Source organism: Tardiphaga sp. vice304, from assembly GCF_007018905.1.
In the GTDB taxonomy this organism is placed as follows: Bacteria; Pseudomonadota; Alphaproteobacteria; order Rhizobiales; family Xanthobacteraceae; genus Tardiphaga.
In genome coordinates, this window is the sequence record NZ_CP041402.1 from 4158930 (window position 1) to 4181603 (window position 22674).

Here is a 22674-nt window from a genome sequence, read left to right on the forward strand (position 1 = left end):
TTAACGCAGCGTAAAATCCGACGCGGGCTTTGTCGGCATTGCGCGCCCCCTGTTCCGGGCCGATTAGCGAATACGCAGGTAGAGCAGTAGCTTAGTAGGTAATTCGATCTGTAGAATAGCCTGTCGGGTTTTTCTCCATCGGAGTAACGTAGTTAACAGAACCCTAATTCGGCCGCGGCTTCTCTGGTCCGGCACGAACACCTCACGAAAAAGCGGCGGGGTTTCCCCCGCCGCCCGGTCTTCGTTGATATTGTTCGCCGAGATCAGCGCAGCAGCTGCAACACGCCCTGCTGGGCGGTGTTGGCGAGCGACAGCGCGGACACCGCGATCGACTGGCGGGTCGACAGCGCCTGGCTGTTGGCCGCTTCCTCGTTGGTGTCGGCGAGCGTCAGGTTCGACGCACCGGTCTGCAGCACGTTGATCAGGCTCTTCGAGAAGTCCTGACGGATCTGCACGACCGACAGGTTCGAACCGAAGCTCGAGGCCTGCGAGCGCAGCGTGGTGGAGGCGGTGGTCAGCGAGGCAAGGGTCTTGTTTGCCGCCGCGTTGTCGGTGAAGTCGGTACCCGCCGTCAGCTTCGACAGGCCGAGACCGCCGGGGCCGAACGAGACGCCGGAGATGCTGAGCTTCGAAGTGCCGGTTTCGTTGAAGGTCAGCTTCAGGGTGTCGTTGTTGAGCAGGTTGACGCCGTTGAAGGACGAGTCCTTCGCCGTCGTTTCAATCTGATCGATCACCTGGTTGTACTGGGCGATCAGGCTGGCGCGCGTCGCCTGCGAGGTCGGATCCTTGACGGCGTTGACGACGCTCTGGCCGTTGAAGCCGACAGTGGAAGTGGTCGACGCAGTACCGCCGACGGTGCCGATGTTGGCCGAAGCCGCATCGTTCGTGGTGGTGATGGTCAGCTTGCCGGTCGTATCGATGCTGGCCTGCAGGTTGTTCGTCGACAGAGCGGTGTTGAGCTTGTCAAGCGTATCGACCTGGCCGGCGGACGTGCCGAAGGTGATCGAGGAAGCGGTACCGCCGCCCGTTGCACCGATTGTCAGGACCTTGCCCTGCAGAGCCGGAGCAGAACCAGCCGTACGGGCCTGCGTAACACCGGTGCTGAGACCAAGAGCAGCCAGCGGCGCTGCAGCGGAACTGGTGATCGTCAGGTCCGAAGCGGTGCCGGTGTTGATGACCAGCTTGCCAGCCGTCACGGTCGAACCCGTTGCGCCGGTCAGACCGTCGATCTTTCCGAGCAGCGCAGTCACGTCGTCGGTGATGTTGATTTCATTGGCACCGGAAGCACCCGAAGCCTTGAAGGTCAGCGTCTGGCCGTTGACGGTCAGCGTGTCGTTGGCGGCGAAACTGGTCGTCAACGAGTCGGAGTTGGCACCGCCGGACAACTTGGTCGCACCGGTCAGCGTACCGGGAGTGGTCAGGTTGTTGACGGCGGCTGCGCCGGTGAAAGCGGCAGTCGTCGGAGCGCCAGAGGGGCCGAGCAGGTTGGAAGCAGTCGCGCCGGTGGTGGCGAGGCTGGTGATCGAGGACTTGGTGTAGCCCACCGTGGTCTGCAGCGCCTGGTTGGCGATCGACTTGGCGGAGTCCACGAGCTTCTGGATCGAGGTGATGCCGGTGTTGGCGGCCTGCAGGATCTGCACGCCGTTGCCGATACCATCGAGCAGATTGTTGATGTCGCTCGAACGCGAATTCAAGGACGAGGCGGTGAAGAAATTGGTGGGGTTGTCGAGCGCCGAGTTGACCTTGTTACCGGTCGAGAGGCGGTTCTGGGTTTCTGACAGAAGCGATGCAGTGGACTGCAGCGAGAGCAAATTCTGACGGACTGCAGACGTAAGGGTAATGCCGGCCATGTTAGATACCTTCCTGGTAAACTGAACTACGATCTTCTTGATCGCTGCACGGAAGATGATCGTCAGACTCTAACAATGCGTAAAACGGACCGCGCAAGTTTGTCACGCTCCGCGCGGGCAACTCAACTACACATTTTACGGATCAGGGTACCCCGACCTCATCGACGGACGTCTTTTCTGCAATTGAATCAACCGGCCTGCCCATTCGCGTCTCTCATGCGGATTGGGGTTTTGTGGTATCTCATGACCAAATTGACGGTAGGCATGACGGCGCCTGCGAAAAATAAATTTCACCGCTCATTCTCTTTTTTTGAGCGGGCAGTACGTGAATACTACAAATCGACTTCAGCGACTGCGACAAAATCCTTCAGGATCGCATGACCGCCGTGTGCAGGGACGGCGCGAAACGGACGAGCGGCACGCCTCGAGCGCGGCACGCTTCAAACCTGCGGTATTGAGATATGACGCAGGCAGCACGCTTTGCGAGAGAATCGCCTATGCTGCGCCATCTCTCTCGCTTGCTGGTCTTCTCATGAATGTAACGCTGCGGTCCGATAACAAGGCGATTCGCAAGGCGCTGGCGCATGTTGGCGCCGGCCGGTTTGCCGACGCCGAACGGCTGTTTCGCAGCGTTCTCAGCTCGAATCCCGACGACGCCGCTGCCAATCATGGGCTCGGCCTCATCAGCCTTCGGCGCGGCAGACCCCACGATGCGCTGAAGCTCCTGACGGCGGCGCTGCAGGCCAACCCCGCCGAAGGCCAGTACTGGTTTTCCTTTGCCGAGGCCCTGTTGCTCACCGGCGCCAGCAGCGATGCCCGAAACATTCTGGACCGCGCCGCCAGCCGCGGCCTGAACGGTCCGGAGGCGATGGAACTGCGAGCCCGGATCGGACACGCCGAAGCGATCCAGCAAGCGGTGGCGTGCCAGAAGGCCGGGCGGCTGGCGGAAGCGCTCAGAATCCTGCAGCTGGTTCTCGCCGAAGCGCCCGACCACATCGATGCGCTGCACATGATGGGGGTGCTGGCGATCCAGGACGAGCGGATGGAAGCCGCTGTCGAATGGATCAACCGCGCCATGGCCCAGAACGACGCTATTGCGTCGTTCCACAGCAATCTTGGTAGCGCCTTTGCCGGCCTGGGACGTCACCAGGAAGCCATTCGCTCGTTGCGCCGCGCGATCGAACTGGACCCCGACTATTTCGATGCCCGAAACAATCTTGCCAACGTCTTGATGGAAGACGGCCAGTTGGATGCTGCGCTGGCACAGCACCAGGACAATATCAGGCGAATGCCCGGGCACGCCGTGGCCCACAACAATCTCGGCAATTTCTTCCGCAAGACATCGGACATCACCAAGTTGACAGAGTGTTACGAGCGCGCCATCGTACTCGACCCTGGTTTGGCGCTCGCCCATAACAATTTGGGCACGCTGCTGCGCGACAATGGGCGGACGACTGCCGCTATCGAAAGCTTTCAGCGCGCGTTGGAAATCCATCCTGATTTCGCTGAAGCGCATTACAATCTGGGAACGACGCTGCTCGGTATCGGCCGGCGCGATGAGGCGCTGCGTCATTTCGAGCGAGCCGTTGAACTCAAGCCGGGCTTTGCGAACCCGTTCATCAATCTCGGCAATCTGCACAAGGACGCCGGCCGGCTCGACCAGGCGATCGCGTGTTACGACCGGGTGATCGCGCTCGGGGTCGATATGGCCAAGGCGAACAACAACATCGGCGCCATTCTGCTCGAGCAACGCAAGATTCCGCAGGCGATCGCACGATTTTCCGAAGCCATTCGCCTCGATCCGCAACTGGTCGAAGCTTACAACAACAAGGGCAACGCCCACTCCGATCTCGGTGAAATCGAGCAGGCGGAAACAGCTTATCGGCACGCGCTGTCGATCAGGCCCGACTATGCGGAAGCCATGAACAACCTTGCCGGAAACCTGAAGGGCCAGGGTCGCAATGACGAGGCGATTGAAAACTACCGCGCGGCGGTCGCCACCAAGCCTGACCTTGTCAGCGCGCATAACAACCTGATCATGATGCTGGGCTACGCCGATGTTCCGCACGAAGTGGTGGTCGATCAGGCCCGTCTGTTCGACCGCGACATATCAGCCGCCCTGCTCCGCCATCGTCCCTTCGGCAACGCCATAGACCCTGACCGCAAGCTGCGGATCGGCTATGTTTCCGGCGACTTCCGCAGCCATGCCGTGAACTACTTCTTCGAACCATTACTGACGCACCACGACAAACGCCATTTCGAGATTTTTGCCTACACCACGATCTCCGAAGAGGACGAGGTGACGGCTCGCCTGAAGCCGCATTTCGATCGCTGGCAAAATATACGCTATCTCGATGACGATGCCGCAGCCGATCTGATCGAGAGCGATGCGATCGATATCCTGATCGACATGTCTGGCCATATGGCTGCCAATCGGCTGCTGGTGTTTGCCCGCAAGCCAGCGCCGGTGCAGGCCACATGGCTGGGCTTCACCACCACCACCGGGGTGAGCGCGATCGACTACCGGATCACCGACCCCCACACGGATCCGGTCGGCATGACGGAGCGGTACAATACCGAAACGCTCTGGCGGCTGCCGAAATCGTTCTGTTGCTACGAGCCGCGCCGGGATATCTCCGCCCCGATCGATCATGTTCCCAGCGATGACAACGTTCACGTCACCTTCGGTTGCTTCAATAATTTCTCGAAAGTCACCGATCGCACGCTGGAGCGATGGGCGGAGATTCTTGAGCGCGTGTCGGATTCGCGACTGCTGCTGGAAATCATTGGCATCGACGGCACCGACTTCAAAGCACAGACGTTGACCAGGCTGGCGCGCCTGGGCCTGCCCGTCGACCGCGTCATCCTCGAACCCCGCAAGCGTTCGAACCAGTATGTGCTGTACGACAGGATTGATATCGCGCTGGACCCGTTTCCGTTCAACGGCGGCACCACGACGCTCGATGCGTTGTGGATGAACGTTCCGGTGGTGGCGCTGGCCGGTGGGTATTTCACCGCCCGGCTATGCGCCTCTATCCTGGAAAACATCGGGCTGCCCGAATTGATCGCGACCGACGAAGAAGGTTATGTCGCGCGCGCCGTGGCGCTGGCGGCCGATCTCGACCGGCGGCGAGCCTTGCGACGAGACCTGCGGCAGATGATGGCGCGCAGCCCGATGATGGATTTTTCGGGCTTCGCCCGGGATATCGAGACCGCCTATCGCGAGATGTGGCGCATTTGGTGCGACAGCCAGGCTGCGGCGTAGCCGGACCTGTGATGCATCCATGTGACGCGACGCCGGCAATGACGAGACTAACGCCTAGAGGAACTTGACCAGGCTCATCTGGTACAGCGTCGAGGTCGTCTTATACGAGGCCTGCAGCGCGGTCTGCAGGGCCAGGATCTTGGCGGCGACCTCGTTATCATCGATGCCTTCGATGGAATTCAGCAGCGTCTCGCTGAGCGCCTTGGTCTGGGTCTGACGGTCCGTCGTCGCCTTGATTGATACTGACGCGCCAGCGAAGTCGGCCTGGATGTCCTGGATCGATTGCGTGCCCGCCACCGGGGCCAGGTTCAGCGCTACCCGCTGGTTCAGCGCGGCGACCTGGGCATTGGCGGCCTTGGCGATGGCCGGATTGGTCAGATTGGTAACGTCGATCGAGAACGCCGCATAGACGGCGACCGTCTGCAGCTGCGAGCGCAGCGCCTGCTCGTCGGCACGGGCGCCGTAATTCACGGTGATCGATTGGTCGACCTGGGCGACGGCCGAGCCGCGGGCCGAGCCGTTGGCCGGAATGTCGGGTTCACCCTTGTACCAGCTCACGGTGTCGGCCGAGCCATCGACCAGCGCGGTGGCCGAGGCTCCGCCCGCGCCGACTCGCATCGGCGGCGTGTCGAAGAAACTGTCCCCGGCCGCGATCGCCGAGGCCGCCACCATCGTGCCCTTCGCGAGACCTCCGACCGATGTGGTCAGCGCGGCGTTGAGATTGCTGGCGGTGATGTCGGTGGTGGCGCCGAGCTCGAAGCTGTTGGATGGCAGCGGCGTCGTGCCCGCGGCGACCGCTGTCATCTCGATGGTCTCGAGGGTTTGGTCCGGCAGCGTCAAGGTGAACTTGACCTTGTCGCCGGGGTTCGGATTAGTGGCGCCGAGATTGACCGAGATCGCCGCCGGGGTCCCGGTCGGTCCGGTCACGGTCGCGCCGGTCAACGTCGAGGCGACATTGGTCAGCTTCATGCCGAACACGGTTGCCGGCGTCTCCTCGGAAATCGCTACCGCCGTCGAACCAACGGCCTGAGGCGCGATCGCCAGGCGCCCCAGCCCGGTGCCGAGATCCGCCGTCTTGCGTTGGGCGATGACGGTTTTCAGGCCATCCTTGATGCCGTCGCCGTCCATGATATCGGTGGACGAAGCCACAGGCGCCGTGTCGGTGGCGCGGCCCGAGAACAGGTAGCGGTCGCCGGACTTGGTGTTCAGCATGTCGACCGAGTCGACGAAGGATAGGTTCGCGGTCTTCTGCCCGGCGGTCTGGCCGGTATTGTCCAGCGTCGTGCCGGCGCTGACCGCCGCACCCTTGACGGTCGACCCGATTTGCGCGAGCCGCTGCAGCGACAGGTTGGCGACGCCGATCCGGGTGTTCAGGTTCACGGCCGTATCGGAATAGCCGGCGATCGCGGTGATCTGCGAACGCAGGGTGATGGCGAGGCTACGGCCACTGCCCTGCCCCTCATAGGTGGTGGACACCTTGCCGCTCGACAGCTGCAGGGTGAGCGTATCGAGCTGGCTGCGCAGGTCGAGAATGCCCGAGCCGATGTAGGATGTCCGTCCGCTGACGCCGCTAATGGTCATGACTGTTACCTCAGAAAGCCTGCATCAGGGTTTTGTACATGTCGTTCACGGTCGACATCACGCGCGCATTGGCAGAGTAGGCGTTCTGCAGCGAAAGCAGGTGCGCCATCTCGTCGTCGATATTGACGCCCGAGGTGGTCGTCATCTTTCCCTGCAGCGTTGCAAGAACCACATCCTGGCCGCTGGCCAGTTGCTTCGCCGCGCTGGCCTGGGCGCCCTGCGCGCTGGTGAACTGCTGCATGTAGCTCAGCAGCGTGCCCTTGAAAGGCGCGCTGGCGCTGCCCACACCGTCGGACGGCGTGTACTGGAACGTCGCCTTGGTCAGCCGCGACATGATGAAATCGACGCGCGTCGTATCGCCGGCGGCCGTGGTCGGGCCGTACAGCACCAGCTTGGACGGATCCGCCAACAGCGCGCTGTTGACCGTGAGACGTCCGGCAAGGCCGGTAATCTGCGATCCCGAACCGCTGATTGCGCCGGTGTAGGAAGAGCCGGTATCGGTGAACAGCGCCACCTGCGGGTTGCCTGAGGTGAGCGACCCCGGCAACGCCGTGGTGGTCACCGACGCCGCCGTCAGCGTGGTCAGCGTCGGGTTGTTCTGGACCGTCAGCGCGGACAGCGACGCGCCGGTCACTGTCAGCCGGCCGTTCAGCGCGGTATTGATCTGCGCCACGATCGACGCCGGACTAGCCGAAAAGTCGATGCCGTACACTTCGTCGGACGGGTCCGCCGTCACATTATTCGACAACGGCAGTACGCTGGGATTGTCGACCCGCATCAGCGAAATCTGGTGCTTGACGTTACTGGCGTCCGTATACGACAGATGGGCGACGTTGCCGGATTGCATCCCCGACACGTCGAGCGTCGCCGTCTGCGAGCCGGCCGTCGGAATCGTGATCGTGGCCGCCGTGGTCTTGTCCGACAGCGCGCTGGAAATCTGCGCCGCGAACTGGTCGAGTTGGTCCTGCGCCTCGACCAGCGTCTTGTCGCGCAGTTCGGTATAGGCGGCGATCTTGCCCGACTTGATCGCGCCGGTGGCCGTGAGGTCGATCGATCCGCCATTGGCGAACGACACGATCACCGAACCGAGCTTGCTCTTCGACGGATCGGCGCTCCACTCGGTGTTCGGCGTCACCGTGCCTTGCGCGTTGAACGACAACGTCGCGGCTTCCTGGCCGACCAGCTGCACTCCGGAGCCGGTGAATACCGTGACCTGGTTGGCACCGTTGGTGGTGACGCGGATGTCCATCAAACCGGACAGCTTCGTGATATACTGGTCGCGCTGGTCGAGCAGTGCCGCCGTGGATGAATCCGTCGAGGTACCACCGGCCGGATTGGCTGCCAGCGAGTTGTTGATGGTCGCAATCTGCTTCATCAGCGCGTTGGCGTCGTCGACGGAGCCGCGGATGTCGGTCTCGGCCGCGCCGCGCAGGCTCTGGATACCCTGTGTCATCGAATTGAGCTGTTGCGACAGCACCGCGGCTGCGTTGACGACGCCGATCCGCGCCGACTGGCTGTCGGCGCTGGTCGCCAGCGCCTGCACCGCGGTAGTCAGGCCTGCAAAGGCCGCCTCCAGCGTCCCGGTCGAGCCCGGATTGCCATACATGCCCTGCAACTGCTGCAGGAAGTTCGACCGCAGCGAGGCATAGCCCGCGCCGGATGTTTCGGTGCGCAACTGCGCCTGGATGTACTGGTCGAGTTCGCGGTTGACGCCGACGATGGTGACGCTGCTGCCATAGCCGGCATTGGTCGCGACCTGGTTGATGGTCTTCTTGACGTAGCCGGGCGTCTCCGCATTGGCGACGTTCGACGAGACGAGCGACATCGCGGCCTGGTTCGCACGCAGGCCGGCCATTGCTATGGAGAGTGCGTCGTTTAGACTCATGACTGACTACCGCTCTCAAAAACCGCGGGCGAATGCCGCGCGGATTATCGCATCACGTTCAGGAGATCCTGCACCATCGTGTTCGCCGTCGTGATCACCTTGGTATTGGCTGAATAAGCCTGCTGGGTGACGATCAGCTTGGTGAATTCGTCGGCGATGTCGGTGTTCGACGATTCCAGCGACGCGCCGGAGATGCTGCCGCCCTTGCCGTACAGCGGCTGGCCGGATTCGTTGGTGACTTCGAACGCGCCGCCGTCGATGCGCTTCAGGAAGTCGGCGCCGTTGAAGGTCGCGACGCTGACTTCGGCCAGATCGATGTTGCGGCCGTTGGAGTAGCTGCCGACGACGCGGCCTTGGTTGCTGACCGAGACGCTCTTCAACTGGCCGGCGGCGTAGCCGTCCTGCTGCAACTGGTTGACCTGGGCGTTGCCATTGGTGTCGGCGAACTGGGTCAGGCCGCCGGTGCCGAACGCCATCGTGACGTTGCCGAGGCTGACGCCGCTGACCGTCAGGCCGCTCAACGTGATCTGGCCGATCACCGGCTGCATCTGGCCGTCGGTGCCGAACTTGAAATCGGTGCCGACGTTCTGCCAGGCAATGGCGGAGCCGGTGGCGGCGGGATTGGTCTGGTAGAACAGGTTCCAGGTATCGGTGCCGCCTGTGGTGGCCGAGGCAACCTTGGCCCAGCGGAACTGGAGGCTGACCGGCGCGCCGTTGCCGTCATAGGCGGTGGCCGCGCCGCCGCTTATCGACTCGTTGAGAAAGGTCTGGTTGTCGCTGCCGATCACCACGCCGGTGCCGGCAGTGCCGCCGCCGGTGCGCAGCGCCGTGACCGTGCCGGAGAAGCCCAGCGAGCCGAAGCCTGCTGCGGACGAGGATGTCAGGGAGAAGTCGTTGGCGGTGCCGGTATTCAGCGTGACGGCGCCTGTCGCCGAAATGCTCGACGGTGTCGTCGTGCCGGTGAGGCCGTCGATCGTGGACAGCAGGCTTCCGACGGTGCTTCCCGCGGCGGAGAGATCGATGAAAGTGGTACCAGTGACCGGCGCCGGCGCGGCGCCGCCGTTGTAAAACGAGATTGTCTTGGTCGTGGTGACGCCGGCATTGGTGACCTTGAGCGTCATTGTGTCGCCGGCGATGAAGCCGGCAGGAAGCGAATCCGTTCCCGTTGCGCTCAGCAATTTGGTGGCCGCCTTGATCGCGACGGCCGGGGTCTCGAAGTTGGTCCGCGCATTGCCGGTGGTGGCGGTATTGCCGAACGGCGTCGCCGGCGTGCCCAGCGGTCGCGGGTTGGACACGAAGTCAGCCGAGCGCAGAAGTTCCGAGCCGACCACCGCGGTGTTGTGCTTGGTGGTCAGCGGATAGCTGGCGAGATTGGCGCGGTAGTCGATCTTGGTGGTCGGCTGCGACGGCAGGAAGTCGTTCTGGAAGCGCATCACTGCCGGCGTGCTGCCGGCCGGATTGCCGGTGGACGGATCGATCTTGACGCCCTGCAGGTAATAGCCGGCGCCATTCACCAGGTAGCCGTTCTTGTCGAGCGTGAAGTCGCCGCGACGGGTGTATTTGTTGACGCCGTCGAACACCGGCGTGGAATCCGAGACGCTGCCTGGCTTTTGGACCGCGAAAAAGCCGGCGCCATTGATCGCCATGTAGGTCGCCACCGATGACGAGGTCACCGAACCGGCGATGGTGTTGGTGCTGCGCGAGCCTGCTTTGACAGAGCCTGCGAGCTGCGCCGAATTGCCGGTATCAGGGATCAGATCGAGGAAGCTGGTGTCGATGCGCTTGAAGGCGGTGGTCTGAGAGTTGGCGATGTTGCCGGAAATGTTCTCCAGCGCGTAGGAGTTTGCCCGCAGGCCCGCAACGGAGGTAGTCAGCGCGCCGAAGATACCCATAACATTGTCTCCAACTTCGATCCGGGCGGCCCGCCGGTTGCCAAAACTGATGGCCGCATTCGAAGTGAGTGTCGCAAGCCCCGTGCCAAGACAAATAACGCCATGTTTTCAATGAAATAAAGAAAAGCCCCGGTCTTTCGACCGGGGCACAATTGCCTAGCGCGGAAATAATTGCCGGTACCAGCGCCTGATATCGCCGGTCCGTTCGTAAGCGAAATCAGCTCGCCGACGGGGTCGCCGGTTTGAAGATCATCGCAAAGCCGTCCATGCAGTAGCGCAGGCCGGTCGGCTTCGGGCCGTCGTCGAAGACGTGGCCGAGATGACCGCCGCAGCGCCGGCAATGGATCTCGGTGCGTACCATGCCGAGCGTCGAATCCTTGCGCTCGCCGACCGCGTTGGGCAGCGGCTGCCAGAAGCTCGGCCAGCCTGTTCCGCTCTCGAACTTGGTCTCCGACGAGAACAGCACGTTGTCGCAGCCTGCACAGGCGAAGGTGCCCTTGCGCTTTTCCTTGTTCAGCGGGCTGGAAAACGGCCTTTCGGTGCCCTCCTTGCGCAGGATCTCGTATTGCTGCGGCGTCAGTTGTGCGCGCCACTCGGCATCGGTCTTGGTGACTTCAAACTTCTCGTCGGCGGCTTCGGCCGGCGACACGCGGAGCCATTTGAACGTCATCAGCGCCCCCAGTCCGGCTGCAGTGGTGAGAAAAAATCGGCGGTCGATCATGATGGTCTCCCTGGGAGGTCGAGACGTGACCTCGTTCGCCCAAAGATACGGGCGAAGCACCGCGAAGTTACACCCGCCGCCAGAGATTTCTCTCACATTGCTGCGAGGTGCAGATCATCCGGTGGAATCTTCGCCCGACGGGCGCGGCTGCGGCCCGCTTGTGCCGGCCCGCAGATTGGCCTCCGCCAGCCGACGTTGGCGAACCCGTTCCCTAGCCCGCGCGCCTTCGCGGTAGCGCGCCAGCGTGCCGGCCAACGCCGCACTCTGGCGGTTCCAGATGCCGACGCCGTAGCCGGCGATGCGGCCGGTGCGGCCGCCGGCCCAGACCAGTTCGAACGGCGAGAACAGCTTCCAGCGGTCGTCGCGGTGCAGCATCCCGGCGGCAATCAACTGCCCGGCCATCGCCGTGGTGTTAAGGCCCTGGCGGCCAAAGCCACTGGCGACCCAGAGGCCGCGGCGCAATTCGCCGATCTGCGGCATGCCGTGCACGGTCTGCCCGATGGCGCCGCCGAAGGTCTCGGCGATCGCGACGCGGCCAAGCTGCGGAAACACCGTGCGGATCCGCCGCGCAATGGCGCCAGCGTAGCGCTGCGGCCGGGCCTCCCAACTGGTCTCCGGCCCCGACCACATCAGCCGGTCGCCGCCGACGATGCGGAACTGGTCGATGCCGTCGGTATCGGTCACCGAACCCGTGAAGGTGATGGCCTCCGCCAGGCGCTCGCCGAGCGGCTCGGTGATCGCGCCATAGCGCCACACCGGCAGCAGGGTCTGCGCCAGCCGCGGCGCGGGTTCGCCGAGATGCACGTTGCCGGCCAGCACGACCTGCGAGGACCGCAGCCGCGCTGAGGGGGTCACGATGCGCTTGCGGATGCCGGCGGCGTCCAGGTTGACCACCGGCGTATCTTCGAAAATCCGCACCCCGGCTGCGCGCGCCAGCGCCGCCAGCCCCTGCAGATAGGCCGGGCCGTCGATCTGGAACGCGCGAGGGTAATACACGCCATGAAAATAGCGTTTGGTCTTGAGCACGTCGCGGACGCGGTCGATCTGCCAGCCTTCGACCTCGGTATCGAAATCCTCGCCGAGCATCTGCAGCCGCGCAATCAGCCGGTCCCCGACATCGACATTGGAGACCTCCAGCGCGCCATCGCTACGCGCGAGGCCCGGCATGCTGTCTTCCGCGGCATAGGCGCGCACGGCTTCCGCGCCCTCCTGCGACAACGCCCAACATTCGCGGGCATCTTCCAGCCCGACCCGCTCAATCAGGTCGGCGAGCGGCAGGCCGAAGCCGGGCATCACGGTGCCGAACTGGTTGCCGGATGCGTTCCAGCCGATATGGCGGCCTTCCAGCACGGCGACGCTGGCGCCCATGCGCACAGCCGCCAGCGCCACCGAGAGGCCCGCCAGCCCGGCGCCCACCACGCAAATGTCGACGTCGAGATCGACGCCCAGCCGCGTGCGCTCCGGCCCTGCGGCGCCTGGGCGATCGGTCGTACTTGCGGAAGCTTCGGTCATGTCGTTTTCTACGGATCCGTTCGGTGCTTGTCACCTTGTCCTCGCCGCGCAGGTCGATTAATCCGCTGAGCATCCGGCGCCCCGGCGCCCTCTTGCCGAATCGAGACCGCGCCATGCGTCGATTGCTGCTGCTGCGTCACGCCAAGACCGAAACGGACGCGCCGAGCGGCAAGGATTTCGACCGCCGGCTCGACGACCGCGGTCTGGTCGACGCCGCTGCGATGGGCGCCTGGCTAAACCGGCACCCGCCGCTGCCCGACCTCGTCTGCGTTTCCACCGCCGCACGCGCCCGGCAGACCTGGGACCTCGTCGCCGCCGAACTGCCGGATGCCCGGCCGGTGGTCGCGCATCTCGAAGAGCTGTACGGCGCGGGCCCTGCCGAACTGCTTCAAGTGATCCGCGACGCGGCGGTCGAGGACCCAAAGCTGCTGGTGATCGTCGGTCACAATCCCGGCCTGCACGAGCTGGCGCTTGGCCTTATCGACGGCGGCGACGCCGATGGCCGCCACGCCATCGCGCGCAACCTGCCGACCGGCAGCATCGTCATCATCGACTTCGCCATCGCCGACTGGAACGAGGTGGCGTTCCGCGGCGGCCAGCTCGCGCAGTTCGTCACCCCGAAGCTGCTGAAGGGCGAATAGCCGCACGCGGCCGGGCGCTGTCGTGCTATGCTCCGGCACGACGGAGGCGCCCATGTTCACGTCCATTCTGGTTCCGATCGATCTGTCAGAGATCGAACTCGCGCAGCCCGCGATCGCCCAGGCTGCATTGCTGTCGCAGACGTTCGGCGCCAAGGTACGGCTTCTGAACGTGCTGCCGATGACGCCGGTGATGCTAGCGGAATATGTCCCGGCGGATTTCGACGCCCAGCAGCGCGAGTCCTCCGAAGAAGCCCTGGCGCAGGTGGCGCTAAACTGCCGCATCGACCCCGCCAGCGTCTCGCATGTCGTGCGACAGGGCGGCATCTATCACGAGATTCTCGAGGAAGCCGCGGCAATCAAGGCCGACCTGATCGTGATGACCTCGCACCGCCCGGCCATGCGGACCTATTTCCTGGGCTCCAACGCCGGCCATGTGGTGCGCTACGCCAAATGCTCGGTGCTGGTGGTGCGACCGCCGCAGGGGCGTTGATCTCTCGCGCGTTTGCAGCGACGCTCAGTCGAAGCCACACCCGCCGCGTCGTCCCCGCGAACGCGGGGACCCATACACGCTGTAGCTATGACAGACACGAGGCAGCGTGGCTCTGCCTGCGTTTCTATTACGGCGTCGGAGGGTATGGGTCCCCGCGTTCGCGGGGACCCATGGTATTTAGGAGCGCCACATGGGCCCTCGTAAATTGCAAGCGCTTACTTGCCCCAGACTTCGTTCGCCACATCGACGGCGAGCGTCAGCTTGGCCCATTGTTCTTCCTCGCTGAGCAGATTGCCCTCCTCCGTCGAGGCGAAGCCGCATTGCGGCGACACCGCGAGCTGCTCCAGCGGCGCGAATTTGGCGGCTTCCATCAGGCGTGCCTTGACGGCTTCCTTCTTCTCGATCTCGCCGAACTTCGAGGTGATGACGCCGACCACGACGACCTTCTTGCCCTTGGGCAGGAAGCGCAGCGGCTCGAAGCCGCCGGCGCGCTCGGAATCATATTCCAGGAAGTAACCGTCATAGTTGGTGCCGGCCAGCAGCGTTTCTGCGACCGGCTCGTAGCCGCCCGAAGAGATCCAGGTCGAGCGGAAGTTGCCGCGGCAGACGTGGGTGGTGATCACCATGTCGGCGGGGCGCTCGGCGATCGCGTAGTTGATGATGCGGGCATAGATCTGCTGCAGGCCATCGGCCTCTTCGCCGCGCGCACGCAGCTTGGCCAGTTCATCCTCGGAGCACAGATAGGCCCACACCGTATCGTCGAACTGCAGATAGCGGCAGCCGGCGTCATAGAACGCCTTGACGGCCTTGCGGTAGGTCTTGGCGAGATCCTCGAAGAACACGTCGAGATCCGGATAGACATTCGGCGAGATCGCCTTGCGGCCGCCGCGGAAGTGCAGCACGGCGGGCGACGGGATGGTCATCTTGGCGGTGACGCCGGCGATGTCGGCATGGCGCTTCAGGAACTTGAAATGCGCCAGCATCGGATGGTCGTCGGGGAAATCCAGCTTGCCGATCACGCGCACGGAATCCTGCCGGGTCTGCACACCGGCGAACTGGATGCCATGGTCGGGGTGATACAGCTCGCAGCCGGTCAGCAGGCTGAGAAAGTCGAAGTGCCACCAGGAGCGACGGAACTCGCCGTCGGTCGCCAGCTTGAGGCCGATCGCGGCCTGCTTGTGCACGACCTTCTCGATCTCCGAGTCTTCGATCTTGCGCAGGTCGTCGGCGGTGATCTCGCCCTTTTCGAGCTTGGCGCGGGCGTCCTTGATCTTCTGCGGGCGCAGCAGGCTGCCGACTTCGTCGGCGCGGAACGGGGCGGTGGTTCTCAGCATGGTCTCACTCCCAGATATTCGTTTGCATCGTCGGCCCGGCGTGACCGGTTCAATGTTTCGCGGCCCCGGCCACGCCGAGAAAGCGCTCCAGCACGGTGGGATCGGCCTTCAGCGCGGCACTGGCGGCATCATGCACGATGCTGCCGCGCTCCAGTATCACGACGCGGTCGGCGAGGCCCAGAATCTTTTGCGCATTCTGCTCGACGATGATCGAACAGATGCCGCCGGCGCGGGTGATCTTGCCGAGCGCCGCCAGCAGTTCCTCGACGATGATCGGCGCCAGGCCCTCGGTCGGCTCGTCGAGCAGCAGCACCTGCGGATTGAGCACCAAAGCGCGGCCGACGGCGAGCATCTGCTGTTCACCGCCGGATAACTGGTTGCCGAAATTGGCCTTGCGCTCTTCCAGCCGCGGAAACATCTCGTAGACTTTCCGCACCGTCCATTCGCCGGGCTGCGCCACGGCGGTCATGTTCTCTTCCACGGTGAGCGACTTGAAGATGTTGCGTTCCTGCGGCACCCAGCCGATGCCGGCGCGGGCGCGCTGGTCGGCGCGCATCGCGGTGAGGTCGCGGCCGCCGAGCGACAGCGAGCCGCTGAAACGGCGGGTGACGCCGACGATGGAATTGATCAGCGTGGTCTTGCCGGTGCCGTTACGGCCGAGCAGCGCCAGCACCTGGCCCTCGCCGAGGGCAAGCGTCATTTTCGGGATCACCACGGCCTGGCCGTAGCCGGCGCAGAGCTGGTCGATGGTCAACAGATCAGACATCGGCGCCCTCGCCCAGATAGACCGCCTTAACGCGGGGATCGCGCGCGACTTCGTCGGGCGACCCCTCCACCAGCAGGGCGCCGGCGACCAGCACCGAGATGCGGTCCGCGAAGGAAAACACCAGATCCATGTCGTGCTCGATCAGAAGCACGGTGACGTCGCGCGGCAGCGAGGCTACCGCGGAGAGGATGTCGTGGCGCTCGCTCTCCGGCACGCCGGCGGCGGGCTCGTCGAGCAACAGCACGCGCGGCTTGGTGGCCAGCGCCACGGCGATCTCCAGCAGACGCTGCTTGCCATAGGGTAGCGTGGCGGTCGGCTCATTCATCACGTCGAGCAGATGGAAGCGCGACAGATTTTCCGCGATCTCGTCATTGACGTCCGCGCGGGTGCCCATGCGGCGCCACCAGTCGCCGCCGTGGCCGAGATGTTCGGAGGCGGCGAGGCCAATGGTTTCCAGCGGCGTGAGATCCGCATAGAGCTGGTTGATCTGGAAGGTACGCGACAGCCCGCGCAGCACCCGCTTGTGCACCGGCAGGCTGCCGATCTCCTGGCCCTCCAGCAGGATGCGGCCGGAGTCCGGCGTCAGCACGCCGGTCAACAGATTGATCACCGTGGTCTTGCCGGCGCCGTTCGGACCGATCAGCGCGTGCCGCGCGCCCGACTCGATCTTCAGGCTGAGATCGCTCGTGACCCTGAGCCCGCCGAATTTCTTTTCCAGGTTGACGGTTTCCAGCGCGATGGTCATGGCCGGTCCCCTTCTGCCAGCGCGATCGGGGTTTTCGCCCCGAACCGGCGCAGCACGAGGTTGGGCACGTACAGCACCCAGCGATGCAGGCGTTCGCGGCCTATCAGCACGATCGCCACCAACACCAGGCCGATCCAGAACATCCAATATTGCGGCGTGAGCGTTGCAAACAGCTCCTGCAGCAACTTGAAGATCACCGCGCCGATCAGTCCGCCATAGAGATAGCCGGTACCGCCGATGATCAGCACCAGCATCAGGTCGGCCGAGCGGTCGAAGGCGAAGCCGTCCAATGAGGCCAACGCCGTGGTCTGCGTCGACAGTGCGCCGGCAACACCGGCATAGAACGCCGCGATGGTATAGATCGCGATCAGGCGGCGGTTGACCGGAATGCCGATCGCCGAGGCGCGCAGAGGATTGTTGCGAATGGCGCGCAGCGACAGGCCGAACGGCGAGTGGACGATCCGTCGCGCCAGCAGGAACAGGACGAACAATACGGCCAGGCAATAGATGAAGCCGACCTTGCCGAAGATATCGAACGAGAACTGGCCGAGGATCGGCGCCATCTCGATGCCCTGCAGGCCGTCGGAGCCGCCGGTGATGTTGGAAAAACGGTTGGCGAGCTCGCGCAGCAACAGCGCGATCGCCAGCGTCACCATCAGCCGGGTCAGATCGGTGCCGCGCATCACCAGGAAGGAGGTCACGAAGCCGAGCGCCATCGCGGCAAGCCCTGCGACCAGGAGCGCCAGCACCGGCTCATCGACGACGTGATGCAACGCCAAAAGCCCCGCGGCATAACCGCCGAAGCCGAAGAAGGCGGCATGGCCGAGCGACACGATGCCGGCGTAGCCGAGGATCAGATCGAGCGACATCGCGAACAGCGCCAGCCAGGCGATCTCGGTGAGGATCAGATAGCGGTTAGGAAACAGGAATACGCAGGCCACGGCGAGCAGCCAGAACACGGCCTCGCCCCAATGCCAGCGGCCGCGCTGGATGGCGAAGGTGCCCACCTGGGCGCGCAGGGATTCATTCACGGTCATGGCGTCCTCACCGTGCACTGGTGCGGCCGAACAGGCCGTTCGGGCGCCAGATCAGGATCACGATCATCATGGTGTAGATCACGAAGGCGCCGAGCTTCGGCACGTAGTATTTGCCGGCAACGTCGCCGATGCCCAGCAGCAGCGAGGCCAAGAACGGCCCGGTGATGCTGGAAGAGCCGCCGACGGTGACGACGATCAGGAAGTAGATCATGAATTTCAGCGGGAAGTACGGATCGAGGCCGAGGATCTCGGCGCCGAGCGCGCCGCCCATGCCGGCAAGGCCGCAGCCGAACGCAAAGGTCAGCGCAAACACCTGCGGCACGTTGATGCCGAGGCCCGAGGCCGCGCGCGGATCATCCACCGCGGCGCGCAAGCGGCTGCCGAACCGGGTCTTTGACAGGATCATCTGCAAGGCGATCGTCAGCAAACCGCAGATCACGATGATCATGAGCCGGTAGCGGCCGACATTGAGGCCGAAAATGTCGATCTGGCCCTGCAGATAGGCCGGCAACTGGATGAAGACCTGCGACGATCCCATGAAATAGTCGCAGGCCGTCACCGACATGAAAACGAGACCAATGGTGAACAGCACCTGGTCGAGGTGGCTGCGGGCGTAGAGATGCCGGTACAGCGTCCGCTCCGCGACCGCGCCGATCGCAGCACTGGCGAGGAAGGCGATCGGAAGTGCTGCGAAGAACGGCAGGCCGGAGCGGTTGACCAGCACCGCGCAGACGTAACCACCGACCATCGCAAAGGCGCCATGCGCCAGATTGACGAAATTCATCAGCCCCAGCGTCACCGCCAGGCCGCAGGCCAGCACGAACAGCAGCATGCCATAGGCGACGCCGTCGAACAGGATGGTGAGAAGAGTCATGTAGTCGGAGCGCTTTCTTTCTTAACCCTCCCCCTTGCGGGGAGAGTGGCGCGTTTGAGAGCGGAGCGAACAAACGTGACGGGTGGGGGTGCCACAAATTCCGGAGCCCGTGGCTACCCCCACCCCGGCCTCCACTCCCGACGATGCTGTCGCATCGTCACTCGTTCGGCCGACCCTCCCCACAAGGGGGAGGGGGCCATCATCAGCGTCGCTTAACTATACTTACTTCTTCGTCTTGCCGGCGTCCTTGACGGCCTCGAAGGTCGCGAACTCCACGTTGTACAATTCGCCGTCCACCTTTTTGACCTCGCGGACATAGACATTCTGCACGATGTCGCGGGTCTCCGGATCGATCGAGATCGGGCCGCGCGGGCTCTCCCAGGCCATGCCCTTCATCGCCGCGATCAGCGAATCGCCGTCGGCCTTGCCGCCGGTCTTCTTCAGCGCTTCGTAGATCAGGTGAATGCCATCATAGCCGCCGACAGCCATGAAGCCCGGGCGGGTGCCATAGGCCTTCTTGTAGGCGGCGACAAATTCCTTGTTCATCGGCGACGGATGCGCCGCGGAATAAATGTGTGCGGTAACGGCGCCGAGGGCTGCGTCGCCCATGCCATTGAGCAAATCGTCGTCCATCACGTCGCCCGGCCCGATCACCTTGATGCCGGACTTGTCGAGGCCGCGCTCGGCATATTGCTTCATGAAGTTGCCGCCCTGCCCGGCCGGTACGAACACGAACACCGCGTCCGGCTTGGAATCCTTCATGCGCTGCAGGAACGGCGCAAAATCCGGGTTGGCGAGCGGCACCTTGACCTCTTCGACGATCTGGCCGCCGCCGGCGGTGAAGTGTTCGCGGAAGAAGGCCAGCGCGTCATTGCCAGGCGCGTAGTCCGAGGTCAGCGTGGCGACCTTCTTGATGCCGTTCTTGGCGGCCCAGTCGCCGATGATCGTCGAGGACTGCGCCAGCGTGAACGAGGTGCGCGCAATATAGGGCGAGCGCTCGGTGATGATCGAGGTGCCGGCGGCCATCACGATCTGCGGGACCTTCGCCTGGGTCGCCAGCGGTGCTGCGGCGAGCGCGGAGGGCGTCACGCCGAAGCCGGCGATGACATTGACCTTCTCGTTGACAATCAATTCCTGCGCCATCCGCTTGGTGTTGTCGGGCAGCGTCGCGTCGTCGCGGAGAATGATCTCGATCTTCTTGCCGGCGACGGTGTCGCCGTTCTTCTGCATGTAAAGTTTGATCGCATTGTTGATCTGCTGGCCGGTTGAGGCCTGGCCGCCGGTCATCGGCACGATCAGGCCGATCTTGACGGTCTCCTGCGCCTGCGCCGCCGTCGCCGCCCCAAGCACGATGCCGGCCACCGCCGACAGCATCATCTTGCTCATCCTGGACATCTTACTCTCCCCTGGTCGGTCCGGTCGCCGAACCGCGTTTTCCGGTTCTTGCGGCGACCCTCGAAATTCAGTCGTTACATCATGACGAAGTATCACGTCTCAGTTGCGCGGGCCGCCGTCAATCGCAACTTTGGGCCTGATCCCGCGGCCAAAAGTATTACTGCAACGTCCCCGGTCGCCCCAAGCCGGCGTGAAATGTCATTCCGCGCAACAAAACACCAGGTATTTTAGTACCTTGCAAAGGTTTCCGGTATGGTTTCTCCGTTAGCACCGTTCTGCCTGCGGCCTCCGCCGACGAAGAAAGCTGTCATCGTTCGCAGAGATAGCTAATGCAATCCGGTTATATGAAACAAATGATTGTTTTTGCAGAATACGGCATCTCTTTGCATATATGCTCCTCCTGTGGCCCGTGCCTCAAGATTAGGCCTGCATCGATTTGCCGAGCTGATACATTCGGCCGGCCCTTATCGTCCGGTGATCCATGCCCGTTCCACGCCATGTCGCCGTCCTGGTCGGCATCATCCTGATGAGTCACAGCCTCGCTGGCTGCGGCTCGATCAGTTCATTTGTTGCCGGTGGCATGGCCGACCTGATTCCGGCCTGGGCCGGCGGCCTGCCGGCCAACGCGCCGCCACGCCCGGGCACGCCGGAATACGACGCCATGATGAAAGAGCGCGAAGAAAAGCTGGTACTGCCAGCGGCGAAGCCCGGGCCCGACCCGGCCACATCGCCCTCCGCGGAAATGATGCGGTAGACCGTGCCAACATGCACGGACTTCTCTCGCCCCGCTTGCGGGGCGAGAGAAGCAACCTCAGTTCACGAACACAACGGTCTTCTTGCCGTTGAGGATCACGCGGTCCTCGAGGTGATAGCGCATGGCGCGGGCGAGCACGCGACGCTCGATGTCGCGGCCCTTGCGGACCAGGTCTTCCGGCGTGTCGCGGTGGCTGATGCGTTCGACGTCCTGGTCGATGATCGGGCCTTCGTCGAGATCGCTGGTGACGTAGTGGCCGGTGGCGCCGATCAGCTTGACGCCGCGCGCATGCGCCTGGTGATAGGGCCGCGCGCCCTTGAAGCCCGGCAGGAACGAGTGGTGGATGTTGATGCATTTGCCCGATAGCTTGCCGGACATCTCGTCCGACAGGATCTGCATGTAGCGCGCCAGCACCACCAGATCGGTCTGCGTCGACTGCACCAGTTCCCAGATCGCCAGCTCCTGCTCGCGCTTGGTTTCCTTGGTGATCGGCATGTAGTGGAACGGGATATCTCCGAAATAGAGATTCTTGTAGGTCTCGCGCGGATGGTTGGAGACGATCGCGGTCGGGATCATGTTGAGCTCGCCAGTGCGCCAGCGGTACAGGATGTCGACCAGGCAATGGTCGGACTTCGACACCAGCAGCATCACCCGGCGCCGCGTCTCCTGGTCGCGCATCTGCCAGTCCATCTTGAAGCGTTCGGCGATGGCACCGAAGCCGGTCTGCAGCGCCGGCAGATCGACATTGACGTCGGCGGCGTTGAACACCACCCGCATGAAGAAATGCCCGGTTTCGACATCGTTGAACTGCTGCGCGTCGAGGATGTTCTGGCCGTTATGCGCGAGGAAGGTGGAGACCGCGGAGACGATGCCCGGGCGGTCGGGGCAGGACAGGGTCAGGACGAACTGGTGGTGGGGCATAAGGCTGATCTGCTCGCAGGAAACCGGTTGATCGAGCCCTGCTCTAGCATCCGCAGCGGTCTTGCGCCAATCACACCTTGCGCCGCAATATGGACGTCATTGCCACCCTGTTAACGGGCAAAAGGGCAAACGGGAGTGAACGATATGGCTGACAGGCTCAACGGCTATCGCATCCTGATCCTGGAGACCCGCGAAGAAGCGCAATTTGCCCGACTGCTCGCCGAACAGGGGGCCGACGTGCTGCAATGCCCGATGTTCACCATCAACGACGTGCCAGATCCAACCCCCGTGGAAGCCTGGATCGGCCGTGCGATCGCGCGTCCGTTCGAAGATCTGGTGCTGATGACCGGCGAAGGCCTGCGCCGAATCATGACGGTGGTGCGCCGACTCGGCGTCGAGGCGGAATTCGTCGCCGCGCTGCGCCCGTCGCGCAAATTCACCCGCGGCCCGAAGCCCGGCCGCGCGTTGCGCGAAATCGGGCTGGAACCGGACGCCACCACGCAGACGCCGACCTCGGAAGGCATCGCCACCATGCTGTCGGGCGTGGACCTGAAGGGCCACCGCCTTGGCCTGCAATTATATCCGGAAAAGGACCACAGCGTCCTGATCGGCGCGATCGAAGCCTGCGGCGCCGAGGTCGATACGGTGCTGCCCTATGTCTATGACTCCAAGGCGGCCGAGGCCAACATCCTGTCGGCGATCGACGAAATGGCGGCGGGGCGCGTCGATGCCATCGCACTGACCAGTTCGGGCCAGGTCCGCCGCCTGCTCGAGGCCGCCGCCGCACACGGCCGCGATCAGCAATTGCGCGCAGCGCTGGCCATTACGCCGATTGCGTCGGTAGGCCCGGTGGTGTCGGACGAATTGAAGGCGCACGGACTGCCTACCGACATCTACCCCGCCAACGACGCCTTCTTCATGAAGCCGCTGATTTCGGCGATGTCGCTGTCGCTCGCCACATCCGCGCCGCGCGTCCGCGCCGGCTGACTTGACGCCCGCACCGATCCCGAC

The 22674-nt window shown here is 63.7% G+C and carries 18 protein-coding genes; 5 read left to right on the top strand and 13 right to left on the bottom strand.

Annotated features, from left to right (window positions below):
• Positions 1-263: 263 nt before the first annotated feature.
• Positions 264-1850, bottom strand: coding sequence for a flagellin N-terminal helical domain-containing protein (locus FNL56_RS19795; protein WP_143574681.1), 1587 nt, complete (start codon positions 1848-1850; stop codon positions 264-266).
• Positions 1851-2238: 388 nt separating this feature from the next.
• Between FNL56_RS19795 and FNL56_RS19800 the strand changes: the two genes are divergently transcribed.
• Positions 2239-5115: a tetratricopeptide repeat protein gene (locus tag FNL56_RS19800; RefSeq protein ID WP_143582252.1), complete on the top strand. Its 2877-nt coding sequence runs from the start codon at positions 2239-2241 to the stop codon at positions 5113-5115.
• Positions 5116-5169: 54 nt separating this feature from the next.
• On the opposite strand, the gene FNL56_RS19805 is transcribed toward FNL56_RS19800, so the two are convergent.
• The 5 genes from FNL56_RS19805 to FNL56_RS19825 all read right to left on the bottom strand — a co-directional run bounded on the left by FNL56_RS19805 (position 5170) and on the right by FNL56_RS19825 (position 12706).
• Entirely contained in the window at positions 5170-6696 is a 1527-nt protein-coding gene (locus tag FNL56_RS19805; RefSeq protein ID WP_143574683.1) for a flagellar biosynthesis protein FlgL, read from the bottom strand.
• 10 nt (positions 6697-6706) lie between these two features.
• Complete coding sequence (gene flgK / locus FNL56_RS19810) at positions 6707-8581, bottom strand: flagellar hook-associated protein FlgK (protein WP_143574684.1); 1875 nt, start codon at positions 8579-8581, stop codon at positions 6707-6709.
• Between the two features lie 44 nt (positions 8582-8625).
• Entirely contained in the window at positions 8626-10473 is a 1848-nt protein-coding gene (locus tag FNL56_RS19815; RefSeq protein ID WP_143574685.1) for a flagellar hook-basal body complex protein, read from the bottom strand.
• Between the two features lie 217 nt (positions 10474-10690).
• The gene (gene msrB, locus FNL56_RS19820) at positions 10691-11194 is read right to left on the bottom strand and encodes a peptide-methionine (R)-S-oxide reductase MsrB (protein WP_143574686.1); all 504 of its coding nucleotides are present in this window, start codon (positions 11192-11194) and stop codon (positions 10691-10693) included.
• A gap of 114 nt (positions 11195-11308) precedes the next feature.
• The gene (locus tag FNL56_RS19825) at positions 11309-12706 is read right to left on the bottom strand and encodes an NAD(P)/FAD-dependent oxidoreductase (protein WP_143574687.1); all 1398 of its coding nucleotides are present in this window, start codon (positions 12704-12706) and stop codon (positions 11309-11311) included.
• Positions 12707-12819: 113 nt separating this feature from the next.
• Between FNL56_RS19825 and FNL56_RS19830 the strand changes: the two genes are divergently transcribed.
• Both FNL56_RS19830 and FNL56_RS19835 read left to right on the top strand, forming a co-directional pair.
• Complete coding sequence (locus FNL56_RS19830; RefSeq protein ID WP_143574688.1) at positions 12820-13347, top strand: SixA phosphatase family protein; 528 nt, start codon at positions 12820-12822, stop codon at positions 13345-13347.
• Between the two features lie 52 nt (positions 13348-13399).
• Positions 13400-13837, top strand: coding sequence for a universal stress protein (locus FNL56_RS19835; protein ID WP_143582253.1), 438 nt, complete (start codon positions 13400-13402; stop codon positions 13835-13837).
• 215 nt (positions 13838-14052) lie between these two features.
• On the opposite strand, the gene FNL56_RS19840 is transcribed toward FNL56_RS19835, so the two are convergent.
• The 6 genes from FNL56_RS19840 to FNL56_RS19865 all read right to left on the bottom strand — a co-directional run bounded on the left by FNL56_RS19840 (position 14053) and on the right by FNL56_RS19865 (position 19970).
• A complete protein-coding gene (locus tag FNL56_RS19840; RefSeq protein WP_143582254.1) occupies positions 14053-15171 on the bottom strand; it encodes a cobalamin-independent methionine synthase II family protein in 1119 nt (372 codons plus the stop codon).
• Positions 15172-15220: 49 nt separating this feature from the next.
• Positions 15221-15937, bottom strand: coding sequence for an ABC transporter ATP-binding protein (locus FNL56_RS19845; protein ID WP_143574691.1), 717 nt, complete (start codon positions 15935-15937; stop codon positions 15221-15223).
• A complete protein-coding gene (locus FNL56_RS19850; protein ID WP_143578139.1) occupies positions 15930-16682 on the bottom strand; it encodes an ABC transporter ATP-binding protein in 753 nt (250 codons plus the stop codon). The genes FNL56_RS19845 and FNL56_RS19850 overlap by 8 nt, the downstream gene beginning before the upstream one ends.
• Positions 16679-17719 (bottom strand): branched-chain amino acid ABC transporter permease, encoded by a 1041-nt coding sequence (locus FNL56_RS19855; RefSeq protein WP_143574693.1) that lies wholly within the window; start codon positions 17717-17719, stop codon positions 16679-16681. The genes FNL56_RS19850 and FNL56_RS19855 overlap by 4 nt, the downstream gene beginning before the upstream one ends.
• A 7-nt stretch (positions 17720-17726) precedes the next feature.
• Positions 17727-18593 carry a branched-chain amino acid ABC transporter permease gene (locus tag FNL56_RS19860; protein ID WP_143574694.1) on the bottom strand — a complete coding sequence of 289 codons (867 nt, stop codon included), beginning with the start codon at positions 18591-18593 and terminating at the stop codon, positions 17727-17729.
• Positions 18594-18815: 222 nt separating this feature from the next.
• On the bottom strand, positions 18816-19970 hold the full coding sequence (locus FNL56_RS19865) for an ABC transporter substrate-binding protein (RefSeq protein ID WP_441351306.1): 1155 nt from the start codon (positions 19968-19970) through the stop codon (positions 18816-18818).
• 499 nt (positions 19971-20469) lie between these two features.
• Between FNL56_RS19865 and FNL56_RS19870 the strand changes: the two genes are divergently transcribed.
• Positions 20470-20742: a hypothetical protein gene (locus FNL56_RS19870; RefSeq protein WP_143574696.1), complete on the top strand. Its 273-nt coding sequence runs from the start codon at positions 20470-20472 to the stop codon at positions 20740-20742.
• A gap of 57 nt (positions 20743-20799) precedes the next feature.
• Here the strand turns inward: FNL56_RS19870 and purU are convergent, their stop codons facing one another.
• Positions 20800-21663: a formyltetrahydrofolate deformylase gene (gene purU, locus FNL56_RS19875; RefSeq protein ID WP_143574697.1), complete on the bottom strand. Its 864-nt coding sequence runs from the start codon at positions 21661-21663 to the stop codon at positions 20800-20802.
• Positions 21664-21807: 144 nt separating this feature from the next.
• On the opposite strand from purU, the gene FNL56_RS19880 reads away from it, so the two are divergent.
• Positions 21808-22650, top strand: a complete 843-nt coding sequence (locus FNL56_RS19880) for a uroporphyrinogen-III synthase (protein ID WP_143574698.1) — start codon at positions 21808-21810, stop codon at positions 22648-22650.
• The last annotated feature ends 24 nt before the right edge of the window (positions 22651-22674 follow it).

Bases quoted from the DNA above. Each gene is read 5' to 3' on its own strand.
- FNL56_RS19795 (WP_143574681.1), bottom strand. From the start codon at position 1,850: ATGGCCGGCATTACCCTTACGTCTGCAGTCCGTCAGAATTTGCTCTCG.
- FNL56_RS19805 (WP_143574683.1), bottom strand. From the start codon at position 6,696: ATGACCATTAGCGGCGTCAGCGGACGGACATCCTACATCGGCTCGGGC.
- flgK (WP_143574684.1), bottom strand. From the start codon at position 8,581: ATGAGTCTAAACGACGCACTCTCCATAGCAATGGCCGGCCTGCGTGCG.
- FNL56_RS19815 (WP_143574685.1), bottom strand. From the start codon at position 10,473: ATGGGTATCTTCGGCGCGCTGACTACCTCCGTTGCGGGCCTGCGGGCA.
- msrB (WP_143574686.1), bottom strand. From the start codon at position 11,194: ATGATCGACCGCCGATTTTTTCTCACCACTGCAGCCGGACTGGGGGCG.
- FNL56_RS19825 (WP_143574687.1), bottom strand. From the start codon at position 12,706: ATGACCGAAGCTTCCGCAAGTACGACCGATCGCCCAGGCGCCGCAGGG.
- FNL56_RS19830 (WP_143574688.1), top strand. From the start codon at position 12,820: ATGCGTCGATTGCTGCTGCTGCGTCACGCCAAGACCGAAACGGACGCG.
- FNL56_RS19835 (WP_143582253.1), top strand. From the start codon at position 13,400: ATGTTCACGTCCATTCTGGTTCCGATCGATCTGTCAGAGATCGAACTC.
- FNL56_RS19840 (WP_143582254.1), bottom strand. From the start codon at position 15,171: ATGCTGAGAACCACCGCCCCGTTCCGCGCCGACGAAGTCGGCAGCCTG.
- FNL56_RS19845 (WP_143574691.1), bottom strand. From the start codon at position 15,937: ATGTCTGATCTGTTGACCATCGACCAGCTCTGCGCCGGCTACGGCCAG.
- FNL56_RS19850 (WP_143578139.1), bottom strand. From the start codon at position 16,682: ATGACCATCGCGCTGGAAACCGTCAACCTGGAAAAGAAATTCGGCGGG.
- FNL56_RS19855 (WP_143574693.1), bottom strand. From the start codon at position 17,719: ATGACCGTGAATGAATCCCTGCGCGCCCAGGTGGGCACCTTCGCCATC.
- FNL56_RS19860 (WP_143574694.1), bottom strand. From the start codon at position 18,593: ATGACTCTTCTCACCATCCTGTTCGACGGCGTCGCCTATGGCATGCTG.
- FNL56_RS19865 (WP_441351306.1), bottom strand. From the start codon at position 19,970: ATGATGCTGTCGGCGGTGGCCGGCATCGTGCTTGGGGCGGCGACGGCG.
- FNL56_RS19870 (WP_143574696.1), top strand. From the start codon at position 20,470: ATGCCCGTTCCACGCCATGTCGCCGTCCTGGTCGGCATCATCCTGATG.
- purU (WP_143574697.1), bottom strand. From the start codon at position 21,663: ATGCCCCACCACCAGTTCGTCCTGACCCTGTCCTGCCCCGACCGCCCG.
- FNL56_RS19880 (WP_143574698.1), top strand. From the start codon at position 21,808: ATGGCTGACAGGCTCAACGGCTATCGCATCCTGATCCTGGAGACCCGC.